This is a genomic window from Massilia niabensis (genome assembly GCF_042655085.1).
Taxonomy (GTDB): domain Bacteria; phylum Pseudomonadota; class Gammaproteobacteria; order Burkholderiales; family Burkholderiaceae_D; genus Telluria; species Telluria niabensis.
Map to the genome: position 1 here is coordinate 346,270 of NZ_JBHSMU010000004.1, position 23,390 is coordinate 369,659.

The window sequence follows — 23,390 nt, forward strand, 5'->3', positions numbered from 1 at the left end:
CTTTTATTGGGGGGTTTGATCAATGGTGGCCGCGCGCCAGACCTTCAGCGCGTCGACCGTCTCTGCAACATCATGCACTCGCACAATTTTAGCGCCATGCGCGAAAGCAGCTAACGCGCCTGCGATGCTACCAGACAAGCGTTCTTCCACGGGCCGCCCGGTGACCGCGCCGATCATGGATTTGCGCGACATGCCGATCAGCACCGGCAGGCCGAGTTCCTCGCGCAGTCGGCCGGTAGCCCGCAACAAGGCGTAGTTCTGTTCGACCGTCTTTCCGAAACCGAGCCCGGGATCGACGCAGATGCGCTCGCGCTCGATGCCGGCCCGGGTCAGTGCCGTGATCCGCTCACGCAAGAAGGCGATGACCTCGGCCACGACATCGGTATAGGCCGGTTGTGCCTGCATGTCCTGGGGGGTTCCCTGCATGTGCATCACGCACAAGCCGCAGTCGCTGCCCTGCACCGCTTCGATCGCGCCCGGCGCCCGGAAGCCGTTGATGTCGTTGATCATGTCGGCGCCGGCGATGATCGCCTCGCGCATGACGGCCGGCTTGCAGGTATCAACGGACAGCGCACTGCCCAGCCCCTGCAGGGCATACAGCGCCGGCATGACCCGGCGCAGCTCCTCTTCCAGACCCACGGCAGGCGCACCCGGGCGGGTCGATTCGCCACCGATGTCGATCAGGTCGACGCCATCGCGCACCATCTGTTCAGCATGTGAGACGGCGAATTCCAGCGCCCCATAGCGCCCGCCATCCGAAAAGGAGTCAGGCGTGACGTTCAGGATGCCCATGACGAGTGGGCGCTGCTCCAGCCTGAAGCTGAAGCGTCCGCATTGGAGGAGTTGACGCATAGATAGATAACGGGTTGAAAGTGATGCCGGGCGGAGCACGTAGTGCGAGCTTGAGGCGATCCGTTAACGAGCAAAAGGCATCCGAAGGATGCCTTTTGCCCTAGGGTTTGCTAAGCCATCAAGCAGGTGCCGGAGCGTTCGTGGCGACACCGCCCGAGCCGCTGTCGCCAGGCGGCGTACGCTTGGTCAGCAGGCCGGCTTTCGGCGGACGCGGCTCTTTGCCAGCCATGATGTCGTTGATCTGCTCGGCATCAATGGTTTCCCAGTCGAGCAGCGCGCGCGTCATCATTTCGACCTTGTCGCGGTTTTCTTCCAGCAGGCGGCGAGCCAGTGCGTACTGCGTGTCGAGGATCGCGCGGATTTCCGCATCGACCTTCTGCTGCGTCGCTTCCGAGATGGTCTTGGTAGCGCCGCCGAAGAAGCCTTCGTTCTCGCTGTCTTCGTAGACCATCACGCCCATGCTCTCGGACATGCCGAAGCGGGTCACCATCGAGCGCGCCAGCTTCGTTGCACGCGAGAAGTCGTTCGAGGCGCCGGTCGACATCTGGCCGACGAAAATCTCTTCAGCGATACGGCCACCGAACAGGATCGAGATTTCTTCCAGCATCTTGTCCTTGTAACCGGACAGCGCGTCGTGCTCAGGCAGCTGCCAGGTCAGGCCGAGCGCATAGCCGCGCGGCATGATCGTGACCTTGTGCACGGGGTCGGCCTTCGGCAACAGCTTGGCGATGACCGCGTGGCCCGACTCGTGGTAAGCCGTGTTGCGGCGCTCTTCCTCGCGCATGACCATCGATTTGCGCTCCGGACCCATAAAGATCTTGTCTTTCGCGTCCTCGAAGTCGTTCATCTCGACCAGGCGCTTGTTGCGGCGCGCTGCAAACAACGCAGCTTCGTTGACCAGGTTGGCGAGGTCGGCGCCCGAGAAGCCAGGCGTGCCGCGGGCAATGATGTCGGCCTTGACGTCGGCGCCGATCGGCACCTTGCGCATGTGCACATTCAGGATCTGTTCGCGGCCGCGGATGTCCGGCAGGCCGACCATCACCTGGCGGTCGAAACGGCCCGGACGCAGCAGCGCCTTGTCCAGCACGTCGGCGCGGTTGGTCGCGGCAATTACGATGACGCCCGAGGTGGCTTCGAAACCGTCCATCTCGACCAGCAGCTGGTTCAGCGTCTGCTCGCGTTCGTCGTTGCCGCCGCCCATGCCGGCGCCACGGTGACGGCCGACAGCGTCGATCTCGTCGATGAAGATGATGCAAGGCGAATGCTTCTTCGCGTTCTCGAACATGTCACGCACGCGGGACGCGCCGACACCGACGAACATCTCGACGAAGTCGGAACCGGAAATCGAGAAGAACGGCACTTTGGCTTCGCCGGCAATCGCACGGGCCAGCAGGGTTTTACCCGTACCCGGAGGGCCCACCATCAGGACGCCACGCGGGATGCGGCCACCGAGTTTCTGGAACTTGGTCGGGTCTTTCAGGAAGTCGACGATTTCGCTGACTTCTTCTTTCGCTTCGTCGCAACCGGCGACGTCGGCGAAGGTGACGCTGTTGTTCGTTTCATCGAGCATGCGCGCCTTGGACTTGCCGAACGAGAACGCCCCGCCCTTGCCGCCGCCCTGCATCTGGCGCATGAAGAACACCCAGACGCCGATCAGGAGCAGCATCGGGAACCAGGAGATGAAAACTTGCTGCAGGAACGATGGCTCTTCCGGCGGTTTCACGTCGAAACGCACGCCGTTTTCGCGCAGGTCGCCGATCAGGCCACGGTCGAGCATGGTTGCGGTGGCGCGCACCTTGGTGTCGTCCGAACGGGTGGCCGTGATGTTCTGGCCCTCGATGACGACATCCTTCACGCGACGCGCCTTCACATCGTCGAGCAGCTCGGAATAAGCGATGGTCTTGCTGCCACCGGCAGGGCTATGGTTGTCGAACTGCTTGAACAGCATGAACAACAGCAGTGCGACTACCACCCAGATGGCAGATTTGGAAAACATATTATTCACGAAAACTCCTCCGATGCGATTCGCACCAATACCGATTTGAGACTGCCGATTTTACTCGCAATAAGCGGGCCGTGCTACGCACAGACCGACATGATGCCATATTGCCACTCGTTACACCGTTTCAGGACACGCCTGTGGGGCGTGCCTGCCGGGGCGTGCTGGCCACAATTCAAGACATGTAGCCGGGCATCACGTCGTCCATGTGCGGCTGCGATCTCAAATATCAAGGGCCGCATCTGAACCAGACCCGGATTTATACTCCACCGGATTCTTAAGACCACGCCCAAGCAGGAAAATTTCCGACGATTTGTCGCGGCTTGCTTTCGGCTTGATTTGCTTGACGGTCTTGAACTCGGTGCGGAACTTCTCGACGACTTGCGTGAAGCCCATATCCTTAAAGCACTTAACCAACAATGCCCCTGGCGGCTTCAGGTGCATTTGAGAAAACTCAATCGCGAGGTCGATCAAATGTTCCATCCGCGCAGCGTCGGCCGTGGGAATACCCGACAGATTGGGCGCCATATCCGAGAGAACGAGGTCGAGCTTGCGCCCCTCCAGCATGGCAGCGAGTTGGTCTAGTACAACATCTTCGCGGAAGTCGCCCTGGATGAAATGCACATCGGCCACCGGCTCCATCGGCAACAGGTCGAGGCCGATGATGGTGCCGTTGATGCCGCCGCCCTCCTTGCCCGACAGCTTGCGCCGGGTGTACTGGGCCCAGCTGCCCGGGGTGCAGCCCAGGTCGACGATGACCTGGCCCGGCTTGATGAGTTTTTCCGCTTCGTCGATTTCTTTCAGCTTATAGGCGGCACGGGCGCGGAACCCGTCTTTTTGCGCCTGCTTCACGTACGGGTCGTTAATATGGTCGTGTAACCAGTTTTTGTTTAATTTGTTCTTGGCCATTCGCGTAGAATACTGCTTTTATAGGTACATCAAAAAATTATTATGCTTACACTTACACCCGTCGAGCGCAGCGCACTGCGCGCGGAAGCCCATGGTCTGAAGCCGGTGGTCATGATCGGCGAATCGGGCCTGACTGAGTCCGTGATGAAGGAAATCGCGGCCAGTATCGACGCGCACGGCCTGATCAAGGTCCGTGTCTTCGGTGACGATCGCGAAGCGCGCGTTGCCATGTACGAACAGATCTGCGAAGAACTCGACTGTGCGCCAATCCAGCACATCGGCAAGCTGCTGGTCCTGTACCGCCCGAAAAAGGAAGTGGTCAAGGAACGCAGCAGCAAGGCCGGCAAGGGCATGCGCGAAGTCACCATCGTCAAGGCCAGCGCCAGCGGCACTAAGAAGCCGAGCGTCACCAAGGTCATGATCAAGGGGAACGAGCGGGTCACCGCCGGCGGCAACATCAAGCGCGCGAAACCGCGCCAGGCCAGCACCAAGAAGAATGCACTGAACAAGTGATCGAAACCGGAGCCTGTCTCCGGTTTTTTTTCGCCGTGCGCCGGGTATTCCGAGGTCGGTCAGCGCGACTTCAGCACCAGCACCGCAGCCAGTACGCTTTCAATCAGGTGGAACAGCTGCGACACGCCATGCATCACGGCGAACTGCGTCCACTGCGGCGAAGAACGCACCCCGCCCGCACCCGCCGCTTCGCGCAGGGCGGCCATTGCCGGCTGCAGGCCGACATATATCACCAGCGCGCAGGCCAGCATCGCGAGCACCAGCAAACTCAGATAACGCCGGCGCCCCGGTGCCAGGTCGGGCGACAGGCGCACCAGCACCAGCATCAGCGCCGCGCAGGCGAAGCTGATCCAGGCCAGGCGGCCCAGGAAAGCGCCGACGATGTCGCCCGCCAGCGGGCCGCTGACGATGCCGAACACCGCCGGCGCGGCAATGTAGCCCAGCACCCAGAGGGCGCCCGCCCACAATACCGCCACGAGCAGCCGCGCCGAGGGCAGGTAACCCCGCAGGCGGCCCTGGAGGGGCATCATCAGATGTAACGCACTTCCAGGATTTCGTATTCGCGCGGGCCGGATGGCGCCTGCACTTCGACCACGTCGCCGGCGTACTTGCCGATCAGGGCGCGCGCGATGGGGGACGTCACCGACACCTTGTTCATCTTCAGGTCCGCTTCGTCCAGGCCGACGATCTGGTAGCTTACCTTCTGGCCCGAGTCGAGGTCCTCGAGGTCGACGGTCGATGCGAAGACCACGCGGCCTTCGGCGTCGAGCGTGGCCGGGTCAATGATCTGCGCGGTGGAGAGTTTGCTTTCCAGTTCCGCGATGCGGCCCTCGACGAAGGCCTGGCGTTCCTTGGCCGCGTCGTATTCCGCGTTTTCCGACAGGTCGCCGTGCGAGCGCGCTTCGGCGATCGCATCGATGACGCTGCGGCGCTCTTTGGTCTTGAGCTGATGCAGTTCCTGCTTCAGGAGCTCGGCGCCGTATTTGGTCAGTGGTACGGTATTGTTCATGTGTCTACTTCTACTATTGGGAAAAGACGCTTTCCGATGTTTGTGGACGTACCAAGCGAAAACCACAGAGGCGCACGACGCAAGCCGCGCGAGCTCTGTGGTTTGACGGGTACCGCTTGCTGCTTAGTTTAAGGTTTTATGCAGGCCTTGTAAATCATAGACCCGAATCGCGTCCAGATGGCGCATGCCCTGGATCGCCGCCTCGGCCCCGGCGATCGTCGTGTAGGTCACCACGCGCGCGGCCAGGGCCGAGGTGCGGATGGTACGCGAGTCGACAATCGCACTGCGCTTTTCCTCGACGGTGTTGATCACCATCTCGATCTCGTGGTTCTTGATCATGTCCACGACGTGCGGACGGCCTTCGATCACCTTGTTCACGGCCAGCACCGGCAGGCCGGCTGCGGCGATCACCGCAGCCGTGCCCTTGGTCGCGGCCAGCGTGAACCCGAGTGCGACCAGGTCGCGCGCCACCTGCACGGCGCGCGGCTTGTCGGAGCCCTTCACCGACAGGAAGACGCGGCCCGACTGCGGCAGCTTGATGCCGGCGCCGATCTGCGATTTCACGAAGGCTTCGCCGAAGGTCTCGCCCACGCCCATCACCTCGCCGGTGGATTTCATTTCCGGTCCGAGGATGGTATCGACGCCCGGGAACTTCACGAACGGGAACACGGCTTCCTTGACGCTGTAGAACGGCGGCGTCACTTCCTTCGTGATGCCCTGGCTGGCCAGGGTCTGGCCGACCATGCAGCGCGCCGCGACTTTTGCCAGTTGAATTCCCGTCGCCTTCGACACGAAGGGGACGGTCCTGGAGGCGCGCGGGTTCACTTCCAGCACGAAGACCGTATCGACCGTCTTGCCGTCGACTTCCTTCTGCTGGATCGCGAACTGCACGTTCATCAGGCCGACCACGTTCAGGCCTTTCGCCATCAGCGCGGTCTGGCGCTTGAGTTCATCGATCGTCTCCGTGGAGAGCGAATACGGCGGCAGCGAGCAGGCCGAGTCGCCCGAGTGCACGCCTGCCTGCTCGATGTGCTCCATCACGCCGCCAATGAAGGTGGTCTCGCCATCGGAGATGCAGTCGACGTCGACTTCGATCGCGTCGTTCAGGAAGCGGTCGAGCAGCACCGGCGAATCGTTCGACACCTTGACCGCTTCGCGCATGTAGCGCTCGAGGTCGCGCTGCTCGTGGACGATTTCCATCGCGCGGCCGCCCAGAACGTACGACGGGCGCACGACCAGCGGGTAGCCGATTTCCTGGGCCAGGGCCAGGGCTTCGGTTTCGGTGCGCGCAGTGCGGTTCGGCGGCTGGCGCAGGCCCAGGTCCTGCAGCAGCTTCTGGAAGCGCTCGCGGTCTTCGGCGGCGTCGATCATGTCCGGCGAGGTGCCGACGATCGGCACGCCGTTCGCCTCGAGATCCAATGCGAGTTTCAGCGGGGTCTGGCCGCCGTACTGCACGATGACGCCCACCGGCTTTTCGAGGTCGACGATTTCAAGCACGTCTTCCAGGGTCAGCGATTCGAAATACAGGCGGTCCGAGGTGTCGTAGTCGGTCGACACGGTCTCCGGGTTGCAGTTGACCATGATGGTCTCGTAGCCGTCCTCGCGCATTGCGAGGGCCGCGTGGACGCAGCAGTAATCGAACTCGATGCCCTGGCCGATGCGGTTCGGGCCACCGCCCAGCACCATGATCTTCTTCTTGTCGGTCGGCGCCGCCTCGCATTCCTCGTCGTAGGTCGAGTACATGTAGGCGGTATTCGTCGCGAACTCGGCGGCGCAAGTGTCGACACGCTTGTAGACCGGGCGGATGCCCAGGGCGCGGCGGTACTCGCGCACCGCGGCCTGCGTGGTATGCATCAGGAAGGCCATGCGCGCGTCCGAGAAGCCCTTCTGCTTCAACTTGTACAGCGTCGGCTTGTCCAGGCTTTCGAGCTTCTGGTGATCCAGCCACAGTTCGATGTCGACGATTTCCTTGATCTGGATGAGGAACCACGGATCGATTTTCGTCAGCTGGTGCACTTCTTCCAGCGTGAAGCCCTGGGCAAAGGCGTCGCCCACGTACCAGATGCGCTCCGGGCCCGGCTCGCCGAGTTCTTCTTCGATGACTTCGCGGTCGCGCGTCTTCTCGTTCAGGCCATCGACGCCCACTTCCAGGCCGCGCAGGGCTTTCTGGAACGATTCCTGGAAGGTGCGGCCCATCGCCATCACCTCGCCCACCGATTTCATCTGGGTGGTCAGGTGCTTGTCGGCGGTCGGGAATTTTTCGAAGGCGAAGCGCGGGATCTTGACGACGACGTAATCGATCGACGGCTCGAAACTGGCCGGGGTCGCGCCGCCGGTGATCTCGTTGCGCAGCTCGTCGAGCGTGAAGCCAACGGCGAGCTTGGCCGCCACCTTGGCGATCGGGAAGCCGGTCGCTTTCGAGGCCAGCGCCGACGAACGCGACACGCGCGGATTCATCTCGATGACGATCATGCGGCCATCCTGCGGGTTGATCGCGAACTGCACGTTCGAGCCGCCGGTGTCGACGCCGATTTCACGCAGCACCGCGATCGACGCGTTGCGCATGATCTGGTATTCCTTGTCGGTCAGCGTCTGCGCCGGGGCCACGGTGATCGAGTCGCCCGTGTGCACACCCATCGGGTCGAGGTTTTCGATCGAGCAGATGATGATGCAGTTGTCGGCCTTGTCGCGCACGACTTCCATCTCGTACTCTTTCCAGCCCAGCAGCGACTCTTCGATCAGGAGTTCCGAGGTCGGCGAGGCTTCCAGGCCACGCTTGCAGATGGTCTCGAATTCCTCTTCGTTGTAGGCGATGCCGCCGCCGCTGCCGCCCATCGTGAACGACGGACGGATGATGGTCGGGAAGCCCAGCTCGCGCTGCACGGTACGTGCTTCTTCCATGCTGTGCGCCACGCCCGAGCGTGCCGAACCGAGGCCGATCTTGGTCATCGCATCCTTGAACTTGGAGCGGTCCTCGGCCTTGTCGATTGCTTCCGGCGAGGCGCCGATCAGTTCGACATTGTATTTTTCCAGCACGCCGTTGTGGTGCAGGTCGAGCGCGCAGTTGAGCGCGGTCTGGCCGCCCATCGTCGGAAGGATCGCGTCGGGGCGCTCCTTCTCGATGATGCTTTCGACGACCTTCCAGGTGATCGGCTCGATATAGGTGACGTCGGCCATTTCCGGGTCGGTCATGATCGTCGCCGGGTTGCTGTTGACGAGGACCACCTTGTAGCCTTCGTCGCGCAACGCCTTGCAGGCCTGCGCGCCGGAATAGTCGAACTCGGCGGCCTGGCCGATGATGATCGGGCCTGCGCCGATGATCAGGATGGTCTTGATATCACTACGCTTAGGCATTTACTTTTTCCCCTGCATTTATTTCTTTTCCCTGGGCTTGCATCAGGCTGATGAAGCGGTCAAACAGGTAGGCGACGTCGGTCGGGCCGGGCGAGGCTTCCGGGTGGCCCTGGAAGCAGAAGGCCGGCTTATCGGTACGGGCAAAGCCCTGCAGCGAACCGTCGAACAGCGACACGTGGGTGACGCGGCAGTTTGCCGGAAGCGTTTCCGGGTCGACCGCGAAGCCGTGGTTCTGCGAGGTGATCAAGACCTTCCTCGAGTCCAGGTCCTGCACCGGGTGGTTCGCGCCGTGGTGGCCGAACTTCATCTTCATCGTCTTCGCGCCGGAAGCGAGCGCCATGATCTGGTGGCCGAGGCAGATGCCGAAGGTCGGGATGCCCTGCTCGATCAGTTCCGCGGTGGCCTTGATGGCGTAGTCGCACGGTTCCGGGTCGCCGGGGCCGTTGGCGAGGAAGATGCCGTCCGGGTTCAGTGCCAGCGCATCGGCTGCCGTCGACTGCGCCGGCAGCACGGTGACCTTGCAGCCGCGCTCGGCCAGCATGCGCAGGATGTTGCGCTTGACGCCGTAATCGAAAGCGACGACGTGGTATTGCGGGTTCTCCTGCTTGCCGAAGCCTTCGCCGAGCTTCCATTCGGTCTCGGTGAACACATACGACTCTTTCACGGACACGACCTTGGCCAGGTCCATGCCGGCCAGGCCCGGGAACGAGCGTGCCAGCTCGAGCGCCTGCGCTTCGGAAGGCTGGTTGCCCTGCGTGCCGGTGAGAATGGCGCCGGCCTGGGCGCCCTTCTCGCGCAGCAAACGGGTGAGCTTGCGGGTGTCGATGCCGGAGATGGCCACGACATTTTCCGCCTTCAGGTAGTCGGACAGGGACTGGGTGGAGCGGAAGTTGGAAGCCATGAGCGGCAGGTCGCGGATGATCAGGCCTGCAGCGTGGACTTTGCTTGCTTCGACGTCGGCGGCGTTGACGCCGTAGTTGCCGATGTGCGGGTACGTCAGGGTGACGATCTGACGCGAATAGCTGGGGTCGGTCAGGATTTCCTGGTAGCCGGTAATGGCGGTATTGAACACCACTTCACCGGTCGTATGGCCGGCGGCACCGATGGAAACACCTCGAAAAATCGTTCCGTCCGCAAGGGCCAGAATGGCCGGGACGGCTGGGCCAGAAAAAAATGGCGGCAAGGGTAACTCCCAATAAAGTTACCGTAGCTGCGCCACGTCAGACCGGCATCCAGAGCCTGCGGACGAGCAAAACGTGTCCGAGATTTTGGAAGGAGTGTGAATGAGGAATGAAGGGTAGGCGCTACGGCAAGTAAGTGAATGGCTAAACCCCCAAATTATAGCGCGGATCGGGCGCCCCGGCAATGCGAGGCTGGAAACCTGGGGCTGGAAATCGCGATTTTTACTTACAGATGAGCCGGGATTTTCGCCGTTTCGGAACAGATAAGAGCAGGAAGCCTGCTTATGACTTCGGATGAGGCCGGCCATATTTTTCGCGGGTGGCCGGCCGTGCCCGCCGCGGTGCGGCCCGCGCCGCATGCGCCGTCCACCCGGGAGCGTATTACGGCGTACCGACCAGGGCCGCGATACCGGCCTTGGCAATCTGCGCGTCTTCGGTCGACTTCACACCCGACACGCCAACCGCACCGACCACATGCCCGTCCACGATGACCGGCACCCCACCCTCGAGCATGCCTTCGAGCTCGGGCGCCGACAGGAACGACACCCGCCCGCCATTGATCGTGTCTTCGTACAGTTTCGACTCGCGTCGTCCCAGTGCCGCGGTACGCGCCTTGGCCGGCGCCAGGTGCGACGAGACCGGCGGCACGCCGTCCAGGCGCTGGAACCACAGCAGGTGGCCGCCATCGTCGACAATCGCAAAGGCGACTGCCCAGTTGTTCTTGAGCGCTTCGGCTTCACTGCCCGCAGCGATGATCTTCACATCTTCCAGCGTCAGCATCGGTTTGGTTTTCATGTTTGTCCTCGTGCGTTATTGATGTTTACATTAGGGTTGCTGCTTGGCGCGCAGCCTGGCTTTAATCTGGGGCATGACGCTTGCTGCGGCTTGTTCGCCGGCGAGGATCGCCAGGTTGCGGCCGTTGAAGTCGGCGCTGCCCATCTTGCCCAGCGCCGGCGTGATGACGATGTCGGCTTCCTTCAGTTCGAAGTGGTTGATGCGCTGGCCCATGATACTGAAGGTCTGCATCAAGACGTCGAGCGAGCTGGTCGTCGCCTGGGTGTCGGCCTGGGTCGAGATGTTAACCGCGATGATGAAGTCCGCGCCCATCTCGCGCACGAACTTGACCGGCACCGGCGCCACCAGGCCGCCGTCGACATAGGTCTTGGCGCCGATCTTCACGGGCTGGAACACGCTCGGCACGCTCGATGACGCACGCACGGCAAGACCGGCATTTCCCTTGTTGAACAGGACCGCCTCGCCGGTCCTGATGTCGGTGGCCACCGCGCCGAAGCGTATCTTGAAGCGCTCCATCGGTACGTTGCCGACTGCCTTGTTGACGTAGTTCTGCAGCGCCTCGCCCTTGAGCACCCCGGACGAGCGCGAAAACAGCGGCAGCGCCCAGTCGGAAATCGTCGCCTCGTCCATCTCCATCGCGGTACGCTGCAAGGTGAAGCCGTTGTAGCCCGACGCGTACAGCGCGCCGACCACCGAGCCGGCGCTGGTGCCGACCACGATCTCCGGGAAGATGCCCTGCGCCTCGAGCGCCTTGATCACGCCGATGTGGGCGAAGCCGCGCGCGGCGCCGCCGCCGAGGGCGAGGCCGATCTTGATTTTTTTCGGTGGCGCCGGGGTGGGCTGAACTGCGGCCTGGACCGCGGCCGGAGCGGGCGGCGGGGTGCTGCCGCAGCCGGCGATGGCAAGCGCGGCGAGCGCGCCGAGTGAAATAAGGGAGGTGCGTCGAGAGAGCATGGCGGGGTCGAGTGGGACAATCCTCGATTGTACCGTGCATGACAGGCGTTTGGATGAGGCGGAACTTATTGTTGGCGCCTCGAAAACCATCAACCGGGCAAGGACGTATTTGGCAGCGACGCCGTAAACGTACTCCCCTGCCCCGGCGTCGAGCTGATTTTCAGGCGCCCGCCGTGGCGCAGCAGCACGTGCTTGACGATGGCCAGCCCCAGCCCCGTGCCCTGGGTTTCGCGCGAGCGGCTCTTGTCGATGCGGTAGAAGCGCTCGGTCAGGCGCGGGATGTGCTGGGGGTCGATGCCGATGCCGCAGTCGGTCACGGAAAACTGCAGGTCGGTGTCAGAGCGCCGCCATGCCAGCACGATCGTTCCGCCATCGGGCGAGTAGCGCACCGCATTCGAGGCCAGGTTGGCAAAGGCGCTGCGCAATTCTTCCATGCTGCCCATGACGTTCGGCCCGTCGACATGCACGTCGATCTGGTGCCGCCCGCCGGACAGCGCGCGCGCCTCGACCGCCACCGATTCGACCAGCGCCGGAATGTCGACGCGCTCGCGCCGCAGCGGGAAGTCGTCGGACTCGAGGCGCGACAGCGTCAGCATGTCGCCGATCAGGCGCTGCATGCGCTCTGCCTGCTCGGTCATCAGTTTCAGGTGCGCCGCGCGGGTGGCCGCATCCATGCCCGGGTCGGACATCGCGATTTCCAGGAAACCGACGATTACCGTCAGCGGCGTGCGCAGTTCGTGCGAGGCGTTGGCGATGAAGTCGCGCCGCATCGCCTCGACCCGTTCGGTATCGGTGGCGTCGTGCGTGACCAGGATCTGGCGCCGGTTCTCGAAGGGGATGATGCGGCACTCGATCTTGCGGCCCCGCAGCGACAGCGTCAGCGGCTGCTCGTAGCGGCCGAGGATGATGTAGTCGATGAAATCCGGATGGCGCACCAGGTTGGTCACCCGCAACCCCTTGTCGCGCTCGAGCGTCAGGCCGAGGTGGCGCTCGACGGCCGGGTTGCACCACTCGAGGAAGAGCACGTCGTCCATGATCGCCACGCCTTCCGGCAGCAGGCTCATGGCCTGGCGAAAGCGCGCCAGCCACTCGGCCAGTTCCTTCTGGTTGCGCTCGTCCTCGCGCCGCATGCGGTACAGGCGCGCGAAGACGTCGGTCCAGGCGCCCCAGCCGTCGGGAAGCTTGCCGCTTTGCGGATCGTTCAGCCACTCGCCCAGCTGGTGCAGGTAGGACAGCTGGACGAACAGGGCAATGATGGCGCCGGCCAGCGCCAGCGACAGGCCGGCAACCGGCCCTGCCAGCCACCAGGCGATGGCGGCGACCACGAATACGGTGGCCAGGCGCAGCAGCGCCGGCACCCAGAACAGCAGCTTGGGATTCATCGGACCTTCGGCTTATTGATCACTGAGTGATAACTGAGTTATTTTTCCGAGAGCATGTAGCCGACGCTGCGCACCGTGCGGATCAGCCCTTCGGCGCCCTTCAGCGCTTTCCTCAGCCGCAGCACGTGCACGTCGACCGTGCGCTCTTCGATGACGGCGTGGTCGCCCCACACCTTGTCGAGCAGCTGGGCGCGCGAGAACACGCGCTCGCGGTGCGCCAGCAGGAATTTCAGGAGCTTGTACTCGGCGTTGCCGATATCGACGCCGCTGCCCCCGATCGTCACCGTGCAGCTGGCCGGATCGAGCACCACGGCGCCGGCGCGCAGGGGCGCTTCGGCCAGGTGCGGGCTCTTGCGGCGCAGCAGCGCGCGCGAACGGGCCAGCAGCTCGCGCGGCGAAAACGGCTTGGTGACGTAGTCGTCGGCGCCCGTGTTCAGGCCGGCGAGCTTGTCTTCTTCCATGCTTTTCGCGGTCAGCATGATTACCGGGATGTCCTGGAAATCGCGGTCCGCGCGCAGGCGCGACAGCAGGCGCAGGCCGCTCTGGTCGGGCAGCATCCAGTCCAGCAGCAGCAGGTCCGGCTTGCCGTGGCTGATGCTCTCCCAGGCCGCAGCGGTGCTGCCGACCGAGGTAATGCCCCAGCCGGCCTCGCGCAGCGAATAAGTCACCAGCTCGACGATCGCCGGCTCGTCCTCCACCACCAGTACGCGCGTCGTGTGCATCGGGCTCAGCCTTCCTGCACTGCGGGTTTGCTGTGACCGCCGCTGTGTCGAATATCGCGCCCCTCGACCACGTAGATCACGTATTCTGCGATGTTCTTCGCATGGTCGCCGATGCGCTCGATCGCTTTCGCCACCCACAGGGTGTCGAGCGCCGAGGAGATCGTGCGCGGGTCTTCCATCATGAAGGTGATCAGGTTGCGCAGGATGGTGCGGAACTCATGGTCGATGACCTCGTCGCCGGCGATGATCGACAGGGCCTGCTTGCCGTCGAGCCGCGCAAAGGCGTCGAGCGAATCGTGCAGCAGCTCGGTGGTGCCCTTGCCGATCGAGCGGATCATGTCGTAGTGGGCAAAGCTCGTGACGCCGCGCTCGTGCAGGCTTTTGGCGGTGCGCGCGATCTTGCTCGCTTCGTCGCCGATGCGTTCAAGGTCGGTGATGACCTTGATCGTAGCCATCACGGTGCGCAGGTCGTTCGCCGTCGGCTGGCGCTTGACGATCAGGTGGCTGCAGGCGTCATCGAGCTGCACTTCGAGCTGGTTGACCGCGTGGTCGTCGGCCATGACCTTGTCGGCCTTGCTTGAGTCCCCCACGCGGAAGCAGTTCAGGGCCTCCTCGAACTGGGTTTCCACCATGCCGCCCATCAGCAGCACCTTCGAGCGGATCGCTTCCAGTTCCTGGTCGTACTGCTTTGATGAGTGTTCGCCAATCATACAACTCTCCCTAGTATTCTTTTAATGGTCAGCCGAAACGGCCGGTAATGTAATCCTGGGTCTCTTTCTTGGCCGGATTCATGAACAGCGAGTCGGTCTCGCCGAATTCCACCAGTTCGCCCAAGTACATGTAGGCAGTGTAATCGGAGCAGCGCGCAGCCTGCTGCATGTTGTGGGTGACGATGGTGATCGTGTAATCCTGCTTCAGTTCGCTGATCAGCTCTTCGATTTTCGCCGTCGAGATCGGGTCCAGCGCCGAGGTCGGCTCATCCAGCAGCAGCACGTCGGGCTTGACCGCCACGCCGCGCGCGATGCACAGGCGCTGCTGCTGGCCACCGGACAGCGACAGGCCGCTCTTGTTCAGCTTGTCCTTCGCTTCTTCCCACAGCGCCGCCTTCTTCAGGGCCCATTCGACGCGCTCGTCCATCTCGCCTTTTGAGAGGTTTTCGTACAGGCGCACGCCAAAGGCGATGTTGTCGTAGATCGACATCGGGAACGGAGTCGGCTTCTGGAACACCATGCCGATTTTCGCGCGCAGCATGTTGACGTCGACGCCAGGCTCGAGGATGTTGCGGCCGCGGTAGACGATCGACCCCTCGGCGCGCTGGCCCGGATACAGATCGTACATCCGGTTCAGGGTGCGCAGCAGCGTCGACTTGCCGCAGCCCGACGGGCCGATAAAGGCCGTCACCTGCTTTTCGTGGATGTCGAGCGAAACGTTCTTCAGGCTCTGCGTTTTGCCGTAGTAGAAATCAAGGCCCGAGATCTCGATGGTCTTGTTCTTGTTCGCGGGGACCACTGGGCTGATGCTTGGCATGGGCTGTGTCATATTCGTCAGGATAAATTAACGCGGGGTCTTCTGCGAGAAGACGGTACGCGACAGGATGTTCAGGAACAACACGGTAAAGGTCACCAGCAGCGCCCCGCCCCAGGCCAGCGAGCGCCAGTCGTCGTACGGGCTCATCGCATAGGTATAGATCACGACCGGCAGGTTGGCGATCGGCGCGTTCATGTCGTTGCTGTAGAACTGGTTGTTCAGGGCGGTGAACAGCAGTGGCGCGGTTTCACCGGAAATACGGGCCAGCGCCAGCAGCACGCCGGTCACCACGCCGGCCTTCACGGCGCGCAGGCGCACCAGCATTGCCACCTTCCAGCGCGGGGCACCGAGTGCGAAGGCCGCTTCCAGCAGGCTGTTCGGCACCAGGCGCAGCATGTTGTCGGTCGAGCGCACCACCACCGGCACCGCGATCAGCGACAGCGCAATCGTCCCGGCCCAGCCGGAAAAGTGGTTCACGTTGGCCACGTAGATCGCATACACGAACAGGCCGATCACGATCGACGGGGCCGAGAGCATGATGTCGGTGACGAAGCGTGTGACCTGGGCGAACTTGTTGCCTTCGCCGTATTCGGCCAGGTAGATGCCGGCCAGGATGCCGACCGGGGTGCTGATCAGGGTCGACAGGCCGACCATCAACAGGCTGCCGACGATGGCGTTGCGCAGGCCACCGACGCTGCCCGGGGCCGGGGTGTCGAGGGTGAACATCGAGCCGGACAAGGCGCCAAAGCCATTGATGAGCAAGGTGGACAGGATCCAGGCCAGGAAGGCCAGGCCGATCGCCATTGCGCAGACCGACAGCACGATGCCGATGCGGTGCGCCAGCAGGCGCCTGCGGTAGACCGGGTTCTTGACGACGCCCTTCATTTCACACCTTCCTTGCGGGACATACCCAGCAACATCAATTTGGCAGCGGCCAGCACGACCAGGGTGATCGCAAACAGGATCAGGCCAAGCGCGAACAGCGAGGACGAATGCAGGCCCGGGGTCGCTTCCGCGAATTCGTTGGCCAGGGTCGAGGAGATCGAGTTGCCCGGCATAAAGAGCGAGGACGACAGCTCATGCGCATTACCGATGACAAAGGTGACCGCCATCGTTTCGCCCAGCGCGCGGCCCAGGCCCAGCATCACGCCGCCGACCACGCCGTTGCGGGTGTAGGGCAGCACGACCTTGCGCACGACTTCCCATTTGGTGCAGCCCAGGCCATAGGCCGATTCCTTGAGCACCGCCGGCACGATGTCGAACACGTCGCGCATCACCGAGGAAATGAAAGGGATGATCATGATCGCGAGGATCAGGCCGGCGGTCAGGATGCCCATGCCCATCATCGGGCCCTGGAACAGCTGGCCGATCACCGGCAGTTCGCCCAGCGTGCTCTGCAGGAAAGGCTGGACGTGGTCGGCGAACAGGGGCGCGAACACGAACAGGCCCCACATGCCGTAGATGATCGACGGCACGCCGGCCAGCAGCTCGACCGCGGTGCCCATCGGGCGGCGCAGCCAGGCCGGGCAGATTTCAGTAAGGAACAGTGCGATGCCGAAGCTGATCGGAAAGGCAACCAGCAGTGCGATCGCCGAGGTGGCCACCGTGCCCCAGATGGCGATCAGGGCGCCGTAGCGGTCTTCGACCGGGTCCCACTCGGCGCTGGTGAGGAAGCCCGGGCCGAATTCCTTGAGGGCGGGCGCGGCGCCGATGGCGAGCGAGACGATGATGCCGACCAGCGCCAGCAGCACGGTGACCGCGAACAGCAGCGTGATCTTGTGGAAGAGGAAGTCCTGGATGCGCTGGTTGCGCATCGTCTTGCGCAGGGCGGCTTGACTGTCATCCGGCACGGCCGCGCTGGCCGACTCCTTGATGACAACGGAAGGATGTGCGCTCATGTGGTGTTCTTATCGTGGGTGCTGCGTTTCTGCTGCGCTATTTGCTGCGTTCTCTACTGCGAAGGCTGCCGCCGGAACCAGGTTCCAGCGGCGCGCCGGGATGACCGTACTGCTTACCAGAGGGCCTTGCCCGCGCCATCCTTGACGTTGACGCGCCAGGCATCCTGCACCAGCTTGACGACCGGGTCAGGCATCGGCACGTAGTCAAGGTCGGCAGCGGCCGCATCGCCGTTCTTGTAGGCCCAGTCGAAGAACTTCAGCACTTCCTTGCCCTTGGCCGCATTCGCCTGGCCCTTGTGCACAATGATGTAGGAAGCGCCGGTGATCGGCCAGCTGGCCTTGCCCGGCTGGTCGGTCAGCACCACGGCGAAGCCCGGGGCCTTGGCCCAGTCGGCGCTGGCGGCGGCAGCCTTGAAGGCGGCGTCGTCAGGCTGGAGAAAGGCGCCTTCGCGGTTTTGCAGCTGGGTGTGCGCCATGCGGTTCTTCTTGGCGTAGGCCCACTCGACATAGCCGATCGCGCCCTTGATGCGCTGCACGTTGGCCGCGACGCCTTCATTGCCCTTGCCGCCCACGCCGGTAGCCCACTTGACCGAGGTGCCGGCGCCGATCTTCAGCTTCCAGTCCGGGCTGGCTTTCGAGAGGTAGTCGGTGAACAGGAAGGAGGTGCCCGAGCTGTCGGCGCGGCGCACGACGGTGATGTTGTCGGCCGGGAGCTTCACGCCCGGGTTCAGCGCGGCGATCGGCTGCGCGTTCCACTTGGTGATCTTGCCCATGAAGATGTCGGCCAGCACGGCGCCGGTCAGCTTGATCTGGCCCGGGGCAACGCCCGGCAGGTTCACCACCGGCACGACGCCGCCCATGATGGCCGGGAACTGGAACAGGCCGGCCTGGGCCAGCTCGCTCGCCGGCAGCGGCATGTCGGAGGCGCCGAAGTCGACGGTTTTCGCCTTGATCTGCTTGATGCCGGCGCCGGAACCGACCGACTGGTAGTTCATGCCGCTGCCGCTGGCGGCCTTGTACATTTCCGCCCACTTGGCGTAGATCGGATAAGGGAAGGTTGCGCCGGCGCCGGTGATGTCGACGGCCTGGGCGGCGCTCGCTGCGAAGGTGGTAGCGGCTACGGCGATCGAAATGAGCAGGTGCTTCATACGCATATCAGTATCCTTTTAAAGTGGTCGCAACAGGGTGCGCTACGGGTTTCCCCGGAATGAGCGCGAGTCTAACGGCCGAATATGACAAGTTCATGACATCGCAAAACGGCATGTCATCAAATCGATGACATGGTCAAATTTCGCTGTCACATGATTGTTTCAGCAGTATGTCGACCGTATGACTGCAGGGCTCGGCTGGGACAATCCCCTGCTGCTGGGGTCTTGACGTCCCGTCTTGACGTCCCGTCTTGACGTCCCGTCTTGACGTCCCGTCTTGACGTCCCGTCTTGACGTCCCGTCTTGACGTCCCGTCTTGACGTCCCGTCTTGACGCCGTGTATTGACTGGTGGCGCAATAGTGCCGTGATGCCTTGAAAACCGGCACACGATTGCTACCAGACATAGTTCTTGCCCGGTCGAATGAACCTGACGCCGGACGAGCCCGGCTCGAAATTAAGCGCAGGCTACACTTGTAAATACACCACCGGCTGCTATGCTCAAAGCATGTTCATGACATGGAGGGATGCTGAAGAGCGTTTGTACATTATGTGGAATATGTTTGTATTCGCCATCCTGAGTGGTATGGTCGGCCTGATTGCCTACGAAATTTACCAGGAAGTCGGGGGCAGCTCGGGCGACCTGCACGACCGCTATCACGAATAGCGAACAGCCCGCTTGGCGGGCACATTGAAAAAAAGCGGCGAGGCCCACAAGGCGCTCGCCGCATTGTTTTTGTGACGGTGCATTCTTAGCGCATGAAGCGCGCTATCGCGGTCATGACGCCCAGTTCCAGGCTCAGGAACTGCAGGCCGACCTTGAACTCGCCGCTGCTGAGGATGCAGTACAGCGTCTTGCCGCGCGTGTTCACGGGAACGACCGCCCCTTCGACGAGCATGTCGAAGCGCACCTGCACCATCTGCCCGACCGGCACCGGCTGCGGCATCGTCAGGCTGACGCCGCTTGCGCTGATGTCGCTGGTGCGCCCGAGCACCGGGGCCGCGCCCGCGGCGGCCAGCATGGCCCTGGTCTTGAATACCTTGCGCGGGGACTGCCGTTGTTCTGTGTGCACGATCGGGCTTCAAATAAAAAGAAGCCGCGATTATATTCAATACGGATAAATCCGGTCGGATCTGTTTCCAAACCTGGCTTCGGAGCCGGCCTTGGCCTTAATCCAGCTCGCGCAGCTTGGTAAACGCCTGGTCGATTCGCTCGACCGCGATGATGGTCATCCCCTCGATCTTCTGCTTGGGCGCGTTCCCTTTCGGGACCAGGGCAATCGAGAAGCCGAGCTTGGCCGCTTCCTTCAGGCGTTCCTGGCCGCGCGGCGCCGGCCGGATCTCGCCAGCCAGGCCGACTTCGCCGAACACGACCAGCCCGCGCGGCAAGGGCTTGTTCTTCATCGAAGAGTTAATCGCCAGCAATACCGCCAGGTCGGCCGCCGGCTCGGCAATCTTGACCCCGCCCACCGCGTTGATGAAGACGTCCTGGTCGAAGGCGGCGATGCCCGCGTGGCGGTGCAGCACGGCCAGCAGCATCGCCAGGCGGTTCTGTTCCAGGCCCACCGACAGGCGGCGCGCGTTCGGCAAGTGGCTGGTGTCGACCAGCGCCTGGATTTCGACCAGCAAGGGCCGCGTCCCCTCCTGGGTCACCATCACGCAGGAACCCGGTACCTGGTTGTCGTGCTGCGACAGGAACAGGGCCGAGGGATTGGACACGCCCTTCAGGCCCTTCTCCGTCATCGCGAACACACCGAGCTCGTTGACCGCGCCGAAGCGGTTCTTGATCGCCCGCACCAGGCGGAAGCTCGACTGGGTGTCGCCCTCAAAATAGAGGACCGTGTCGACGATGTGTTCCAGCACGCGCGGACCGGCCAGCGCGCCCTCTTTCGTCACGTGGCCGACCAGGATGATGGTCACGCCGGTCTGCTTGGCCACGCGCGTGAGCTGGGCCGCGCATTCGCGCACCTGCGATACCGATCCGGGCGCCGCGGTGAGCGCGTCCGAGTAAAGGGTCTGGATCGAGTCGATCACCGCCACTTCCGGCTTCAGGTCGGCGAGCGTGCCCAGGATTTTCTCGAGCTGGATCTCGGCCTGGAGTTTGAGGTCCTTGGCTTCGACCATCAGGCGCCGCGCGCGCAGCGCGATCTGGGCGCCGGATTCCTCGCCGCTCACATATAAGGTGCTGCGCGTCGCCGCCAGGTTGGCCAGGGCCTGCAGCAGCAGGGTCGATTTGCCGATACCGGGGTCGCCGCCGATCAGCACCACGCCGCCCGCCACCAGGCCGCCGCCCAGCACGCGGTCGAATTCCTCGATGCCGGTGCCGAAGCGTGGCACGTCGACCGCCTCGATGTCGGCCAGCGACAGCACCGGCGCGGTCTGCGCCAGCGCTTTGTGGTTGACGGTCTGCGACATGCGGTTTACGCCAACCGTCTCGACTGCCTGCTCGACCATCGTGTTCCAGGCTTTGCAGTCGGCGCACTGGCCGGTCCAGCGGCTGGTGACGCTGCCGCACTCGCTGCAAACGAATTGTGTCTTTGCCTTAGCCATGGGTTCCCAAACGTCCTTCCTCGACGCGCACGCGGGGTGCGAGCGCGCACATCAATTCATAGCCGATGGTGCCGGATGCGCTGGCCACCTCGTCGATCGGCAAACCGTCGCCCCAGAGCGTGACCTTGCTGCCCACGCGCGCATTGCGGATCGGGCTCAGGTCCACCGTCATCATGTCCATCGACACGCGCCCCACCACCGTGGTGCGCACGCCGTCGACGATCACCGGGGTGCCGTGCGGCGCGTGGCGCGGGTAACCGTCGGCATAGCCGCAGGCGACGACCCCCACCTGCATCGGGCCGGGGGCTTCGAAGCGGCTGCCGTAGCCGACCGTATCGCCGGCCACCAGGTCCTGGATCGCGATGATTTCGGAGGCGAGCGTCATCGTCGGGCGCAGGCCGAAGTCGTGGGCGGTGCGCCCGCCGCCCGGCGTGCCGCCGTAGAGCATGATGCCGGGACGGACCCAGTCGTTGTGCAGCTCGGCCTGCAATACCGCCTGGTGCAGCACGCCGGCGGAATTCGACAGGCTGCGCTCGCCCTCGAGCCCTGTGGAGCCGGCGCAGAAGCGCTGCACCTGCTCGGCGATCGAGAGGCGCGGATGCTCCAGTTCGTCGGCGTTGGCGAAGTGGGTCATCAGGGTGATGTTGCGCACGCCGGGAATGGCGCGCAGGCGCTTGTATGCGGCCTTGTAGTCGTCGGGCCGGAAGCCGAGCCGGTTCATGCCGGTGTTCATCTTCAGGTGGACGTCGATCGGGCGGTAGAGCTGGGTGTACTCGAGCATCTTGATCTGCTCGATCGAGTGGACCGTGCTGTTGATATTGTGCTCGGCCAGCAGCGGCACGTCGCTCGCATCGAAAATACCCTCCAGCAGCAGGATCGGCTTGGTCCAGCCGAGTTCGCGCAGCGACAGCGCGTTTTCGGTTTCGATCAGGGCCAGGCCGTCGGCCTGGGCGAAGCCGCGCATGCCGCGTTCCAGCCCATGGCCATAGGCGTTGGCCTTGACGACGGCCCAGGCCTTGGCGTCGAGAGCGCAGGTGCGCGCCCGTGCAAGGTTATGCTGCATCGAATCGAGATGAATGGTGGCGCAAAGCGGGCGTGGCATGGATAGTCGAATACGGTTAAGCGGAAGCCTGTATTTTACCGGACAGCCCCCTTCCTGCACGGCCGTTTCTTTGGGCGCGCACCCCTTTCATGGTATAAAGCAACCCACACTAGTTTCCAGACTCTTCGAATGAATCGTGGTTTTTACACCATCATGGCGGCGCAGTTTTTCTCGTCGCTGGCAGACAATGCGCTGCTCTTTGTAGCCATTGACGTGTTGGTGAGGATGAACGCCCCTGCTTCGCTCACTCCCCTGCTCAAGCTGTCATTCGTGGTGTTCTATGTGCTGCTGGCCGCTTTCGTCGGCGCCTTCGCCGATTCGCTGCCGAAGGGCCGCGTCATGTTCATCGCCAACCTGGTCAAGATCTTCGGTTGCGCCCTGATGTTCCTCACCGTGCACCCGCTGCTCGCCTATGCCGTGGTCGGTTTCGGCGCCGCCGTCTACTCGCCCGCGAAATACGGCATCCTGACCGAGCTGCTGCCGCCGGAAAAACTCGTCGTCGCCAATGGCTGGATCGAAGGCCTGACCGTGATGTCGATCATCTTCGGCACCGTGCTCGGCGGCGCACTGGTCAGCAACGCGGGCTCGAACCTGCTGCTGGGCTTGAACTTCCCGCTGTTCGATACCGGCATCGACACCACCAGCGAAGCGGCGATGGCCGTGGTGGCGTTCATCTACGTGCTGGCGACCCTGTTCAACCTGCGCATCCCCGATACCGGCGCGCGCTACGAGCACCAGGAGCGCAACCCGATGAAGCTGATCGCCGACTTCGCCAACTGCTCGGCGACGCTCTGGAAAGACAAGCTGGGCCAGATTTCGCTGGCTGTCACCACCCTGTTCTGGGGCGCCGGCGCCACCTTGCAGCTGATCGTGCTGAAGTGGGCGGAGCGCTCGCTGGGCATGACGCTCGACAAAGCCACCGGCCTGATCGGGGTCGTGGCCATCGGCGTGGCCGTCGGCGCGGTGCTGGCCGCACGCATGGTCCCCCTGCGCAAGTCGCTCACCGTGATTCCGATGGGCATCTTCATGGGCCTGGTCGTGACGGGCATGGTGTTCGTCCACGACGTGGTCATCGCCTATCCGCTGCTGGCCCTGATCGGCTTCCTGTCGGGCTTCTTCGTGGTGCCGATGAACGCGCTGCTGCAGCACCGCGGCCACGTGCTCATGAGCGCAGGCCACTCGATCGCGGTCCAGAACTTCAACGAAAACCTGTCGATCCTGACCATGCTGGCGCTGTACGCGATCATGATCACGCTGAACCTCGACCTGAACATCATCATCGTGCTGTTCGGCCTGTCGATCGCGGGGATCACCTTCCTCATCCTGCGCTTGCACCAGCGCAACCAGAAGCAGCATGATTCGCTGGCCTTGATTGGCGAGCACAAGCATTGATTATGCCGATTAAGAGCGCCTAACAAAACCTTCAGAGCAAGGCGCGGCGACGAAGACAGTACGACTGTACGGCGAGGAGCTGCAACGCAGCTATGGAGGTTTTGT

22 protein-coding genes are annotated in these 23,390 nt (G+C 63.2%); 3 read left to right on the forward strand and 19 right to left on the reverse strand.

The annotated features are described in order from the left end of the window. Positions 1-3 precede the first annotated feature (3 nt). From folP to ACFPN5_RS04220, 3 genes are all read right to left on the reverse strand, one after another. The gene (gene folP, locus ACFPN5_RS04210) at positions 4-852 is read right to left on the reverse strand and encodes a dihydropteroate synthase (RefSeq protein ID WP_379780419.1); all 849 of its coding nucleotides are present in this window, start codon (positions 850-852) and stop codon (positions 4-6) included. A 118-nt stretch (positions 853-970) separates the two neighbouring features. Then, on the reverse strand, positions 971-2,857 hold the full coding sequence (gene ftsH / locus ACFPN5_RS04215) for an ATP-dependent zinc metalloprotease FtsH (protein WP_379780421.1): 1,887 nt from the start codon (positions 2,855-2,857) through the stop codon (positions 971-973). 216 nt (positions 2,858-3,073) lie between these two features. Continuing rightward, complete coding sequence (locus ACFPN5_RS04220) at positions 3,074-3,760, reverse strand: RlmE family RNA methyltransferase (RefSeq protein ID WP_379780423.1); 687 nt, start codon at positions 3,758-3,760, stop codon at positions 3,074-3,076. A gap of 42 nt (positions 3,761-3,802) precedes the next feature. Between ACFPN5_RS04220 and yhbY the strand changes: the two genes are divergently transcribed. Continuing rightward, entirely contained in the window at positions 3,803-4,273 is a 471-nt protein-coding gene (gene yhbY / locus ACFPN5_RS04225) for a ribosome assembly RNA-binding protein YhbY (protein ID WP_379780425.1), read from the forward strand. 59 nt (positions 4,274-4,332) lie between these two features. Here yhbY and ACFPN5_RS04230 read toward each other — a convergent pair whose 3' ends face one another. From ACFPN5_RS04230 to pstS, 13 genes are all read right to left on the reverse strand, one after another. Next, entirely contained in the window at positions 4,333-4,803 is a 471-nt protein-coding gene (locus ACFPN5_RS04230; RefSeq protein WP_379780427.1) for a DUF4149 domain-containing protein, read from the reverse strand. Beyond that, entirely contained in the window at positions 4,803-5,282 is a 480-nt protein-coding gene (gene greA, locus ACFPN5_RS04235) for a transcription elongation factor GreA (protein WP_379780429.1), read from the reverse strand. Before greA ends, ACFPN5_RS04230 begins: the two co-directional genes overlap by 1 nt. Positions 5,283-5,405: 123 nt before the next feature. Continuing rightward, positions 5,406-8,636 carry a carbamoyl-phosphate synthase large subunit gene (gene carB, locus ACFPN5_RS04240; RefSeq protein WP_379780431.1) on the reverse strand — a complete coding sequence of 1,077 codons (3,231 nt, stop codon included), beginning with the start codon at positions 8,634-8,636 and terminating at the stop codon, positions 5,406-5,408. Beyond that, positions 8,629-9,819 carry a glutamine-hydrolyzing carbamoyl-phosphate synthase small subunit gene (carA, locus tag ACFPN5_RS04245; RefSeq protein ID WP_379780433.1) on the reverse strand — a complete coding sequence of 397 codons (1,191 nt, stop codon included), beginning with the start codon at positions 9,817-9,819 and terminating at the stop codon, positions 8,629-8,631. Before carA ends, carB begins: the two co-directional genes overlap by 8 nt. Positions 9,820-10,198: 379 nt before the next feature. Continuing rightward, positions 10,199-10,612, reverse strand: coding sequence for a heme-binding protein (locus ACFPN5_RS04250; RefSeq protein ID WP_379780435.1), 414 nt, complete (start codon positions 10,610-10,612; stop codon positions 10,199-10,201). A gap of 30 nt (positions 10,613-10,642) precedes the next feature. After that, positions 10,643-11,566 (reverse strand): patatin-like phospholipase family protein, encoded by a 924-nt coding sequence (locus tag ACFPN5_RS04255; RefSeq protein WP_379780437.1) that lies wholly within the window; start codon positions 11,564-11,566, stop codon positions 10,643-10,645. 89 nt (positions 11,567-11,655) lie between these two features. Then, complete coding sequence (gene phoR, locus ACFPN5_RS04260) at positions 11,656-12,948, reverse strand: phosphate regulon sensor histidine kinase PhoR (protein ID WP_379780440.1); 1,293 nt, start codon at positions 12,946-12,948, stop codon at positions 11,656-11,658. Positions 12,949-12,986: 38 nt separating this feature from the next. Next, positions 12,987-13,670 carry a response regulator gene (locus ACFPN5_RS04265; RefSeq protein WP_379780442.1) on the reverse strand — a complete coding sequence of 228 codons (684 nt, stop codon included), beginning with the start codon at positions 13,668-13,670 and terminating at the stop codon, positions 12,987-12,989. 5 nt (positions 13,671-13,675) lie between these two features. After that, complete coding sequence (phoU, locus tag ACFPN5_RS04270; protein WP_379780444.1) at positions 13,676-14,380, reverse strand: phosphate signaling complex protein PhoU; 705 nt, start codon at positions 14,378-14,380, stop codon at positions 13,676-13,678. Between the two features lie 28 nt (positions 14,381-14,408). Continuing rightward, positions 14,409-15,197, reverse strand: a complete 789-nt coding sequence (gene pstB, locus ACFPN5_RS04275) for a phosphate ABC transporter ATP-binding protein PstB (RefSeq protein ID WP_379780447.1) — start codon at positions 15,195-15,197, stop codon at positions 14,409-14,411. Positions 15,198-15,224: 27 nt separating this feature from the next. Then, positions 15,225-16,082: a phosphate ABC transporter permease PstA gene (gene pstA, locus ACFPN5_RS04280; protein ID WP_379780449.1), complete on the reverse strand. Its 858-nt coding sequence runs from the start codon at positions 16,080-16,082 to the stop codon at positions 15,225-15,227. Further along, a complete protein-coding gene (pstC, locus tag ACFPN5_RS04285; protein ID WP_379780451.1) occupies positions 16,079-17,095 on the reverse strand; it encodes a phosphate ABC transporter permease subunit PstC in 1,017 nt (338 codons plus the stop codon). The genes pstA and pstC overlap by 4 nt, the downstream gene beginning before the upstream one ends. Before the next feature lie 113 nt (positions 17,096-17,208). Then, positions 17,209-18,249 carry a phosphate ABC transporter substrate-binding protein PstS gene (pstS, locus tag ACFPN5_RS04290; protein WP_379780453.1) on the reverse strand — a complete coding sequence of 347 codons (1,041 nt, stop codon included), beginning with the start codon at positions 18,247-18,249 and terminating at the stop codon, positions 17,209-17,211. Positions 18,250-18,665: 416 nt separating this feature from the next. Between pstS and ACFPN5_RS04295 the strand changes: the two genes are divergently transcribed. After that, positions 18,666-18,908, forward strand: coding sequence for a hypothetical protein (locus ACFPN5_RS04295; RefSeq protein WP_379780455.1), 243 nt, complete (start codon positions 18,666-18,668; stop codon positions 18,906-18,908). Between the two features lie 85 nt (positions 18,909-18,993). Here ACFPN5_RS04295 and ACFPN5_RS04300 read toward each other — a convergent pair whose 3' ends face one another. The 3 genes from ACFPN5_RS04300 to alr form a co-directional block, all read right to left on the reverse strand. After that, the gene (locus tag ACFPN5_RS04300; protein ID WP_379780457.1) at positions 18,994-19,314 is read right to left on the reverse strand and encodes a PilZ domain-containing protein; all 321 of its coding nucleotides are present in this window, start codon (positions 19,312-19,314) and stop codon (positions 18,994-18,996) included. A 97-nt stretch (positions 19,315-19,411) separates the two neighbouring features. Continuing rightward, entirely contained in the window at positions 19,412-20,791 is a 1,380-nt protein-coding gene (gene radA / locus ACFPN5_RS04305; RefSeq protein ID WP_379780459.1) for a DNA repair protein RadA, read from the reverse strand. After that, positions 20,784-21,893 (reverse strand): alanine racemase, encoded by a 1,110-nt coding sequence (gene alr, locus ACFPN5_RS04310; protein WP_379780461.1) that lies wholly within the window; start codon positions 21,891-21,893, stop codon positions 20,784-20,786. Before alr ends, radA begins: the two co-directional genes overlap by 8 nt. 129 nt (positions 21,894-22,022) lie before the next feature. Between alr and lplT the strand changes: the two genes are divergently transcribed. Further along, the gene (lplT, locus tag ACFPN5_RS04315; protein ID WP_379780464.1) at positions 22,023-23,285 is read left to right on the forward strand and encodes a lysophospholipid transporter LplT; all 1,263 of its coding nucleotides are present in this window, start codon (positions 22,023-22,025) and stop codon (positions 23,283-23,285) included. The last annotated feature ends 105 nt before the right edge of the window (positions 23,286-23,390 follow it).

Excerpts from the sequence above, each read along its gene's own strand:
- folP (WP_379780419.1), bottom strand. The coding sequence starts at position 852 with ATGCGTCAACTCCTCCAATGCGGACGCTTCAGCTTCAGGCTGGAGCAG.
- ACFPN5_RS04220 (WP_379780423.1), bottom strand. The coding sequence starts at position 3,760 with ATGGCCAAGAACAAATTAAACAAAAACTGGTTACACGACCATATTAAC.
- yhbY (WP_379780425.1), top strand. The coding sequence starts at position 3,803 with ATGCTTACACTTACACCCGTCGAGCGCAGCGCACTGCGCGCGGAAGCC.
- ACFPN5_RS04230 (WP_379780427.1), bottom strand. The coding sequence starts at position 4,803 with ATGATGCCCCTCCAGGGCCGCCTGCGGGGTTACCTGCCCTCGGCGCGG.
- greA (WP_379780429.1), bottom strand. The coding sequence starts at position 5,282 with ATGAACAATACCGTACCACTGACCAAATACGGCGCCGAGCTCCTGAAG.
- carB (WP_379780431.1), bottom strand. The coding sequence starts at position 8,636 with ATGCCTAAGCGTAGTGATATCAAGACCATCCTGATCATCGGCGCAGGC.
- ACFPN5_RS04250 (WP_379780435.1), bottom strand. The coding sequence starts at position 10,612 with ATGAAAACCAAACCGATGCTGACGCTGGAAGATGTGAAGATCATCGCT.
- ACFPN5_RS04255 (WP_379780437.1), bottom strand. The coding sequence starts at position 11,566 with ATGCTCTCTCGACGCACCTCCCTTATTTCACTCGGCGCGCTCGCCGCG.
- phoR (WP_379780440.1), bottom strand. The coding sequence starts at position 12,948 with ATGAATCCCAAGCTGCTGTTCTGGGTGCCGGCGCTGCTGCGCCTGGCC.
- ACFPN5_RS04265 (WP_379780442.1), bottom strand. The coding sequence starts at position 13,670 with ATGCACACGACGCGCGTACTGGTGGTGGAGGACGAGCCGGCGATCGTC.
- phoU (WP_379780444.1), bottom strand. The coding sequence starts at position 14,380 with ATGATTGGCGAACACTCATCAAAGCAGTACGACCAGGAACTGGAAGCG.
- pstB (WP_379780447.1), bottom strand. The coding sequence starts at position 15,197 with ATGCCAAGCATCAGCCCAGTGGTCCCCGCGAACAAGAACAAGACCATC.
- pstA (WP_379780449.1), bottom strand. The coding sequence starts at position 16,082 with ATGAAGGGCGTCGTCAAGAACCCGGTCTACCGCAGGCGCCTGCTGGCG.
- pstC (WP_379780451.1), bottom strand. The coding sequence starts at position 17,095 with ATGAGCGCACATCCTTCCGTTGTCATCAAGGAGTCGGCCAGCGCGGCC.
- pstS (WP_379780453.1), bottom strand. The coding sequence starts at position 18,249 with ATGCGTATGAAGCACCTGCTCATTTCGATCGCCGTAGCCGCTACCACC.
- ACFPN5_RS04295 (WP_379780455.1), top strand. The coding sequence starts at position 18,666 with ATGAACCTGACGCCGGACGAGCCCGGCTCGAAATTAAGCGCAGGCTAC.
- radA (WP_379780459.1), bottom strand. The coding sequence starts at position 20,791 with ATGGCTAAGGCAAAGACACAATTCGTTTGCAGCGAGTGCGGCAGCGTC.
- alr (WP_379780461.1), bottom strand. The coding sequence starts at position 21,893 with ATGCCACGCCCGCTTTGCGCCACCATTCATCTCGATTCGATGCAGCAT.
- lplT (WP_379780464.1), top strand. The coding sequence starts at position 22,023 with ATGAATCGTGGTTTTTACACCATCATGGCGGCGCAGTTTTTCTCGTCG.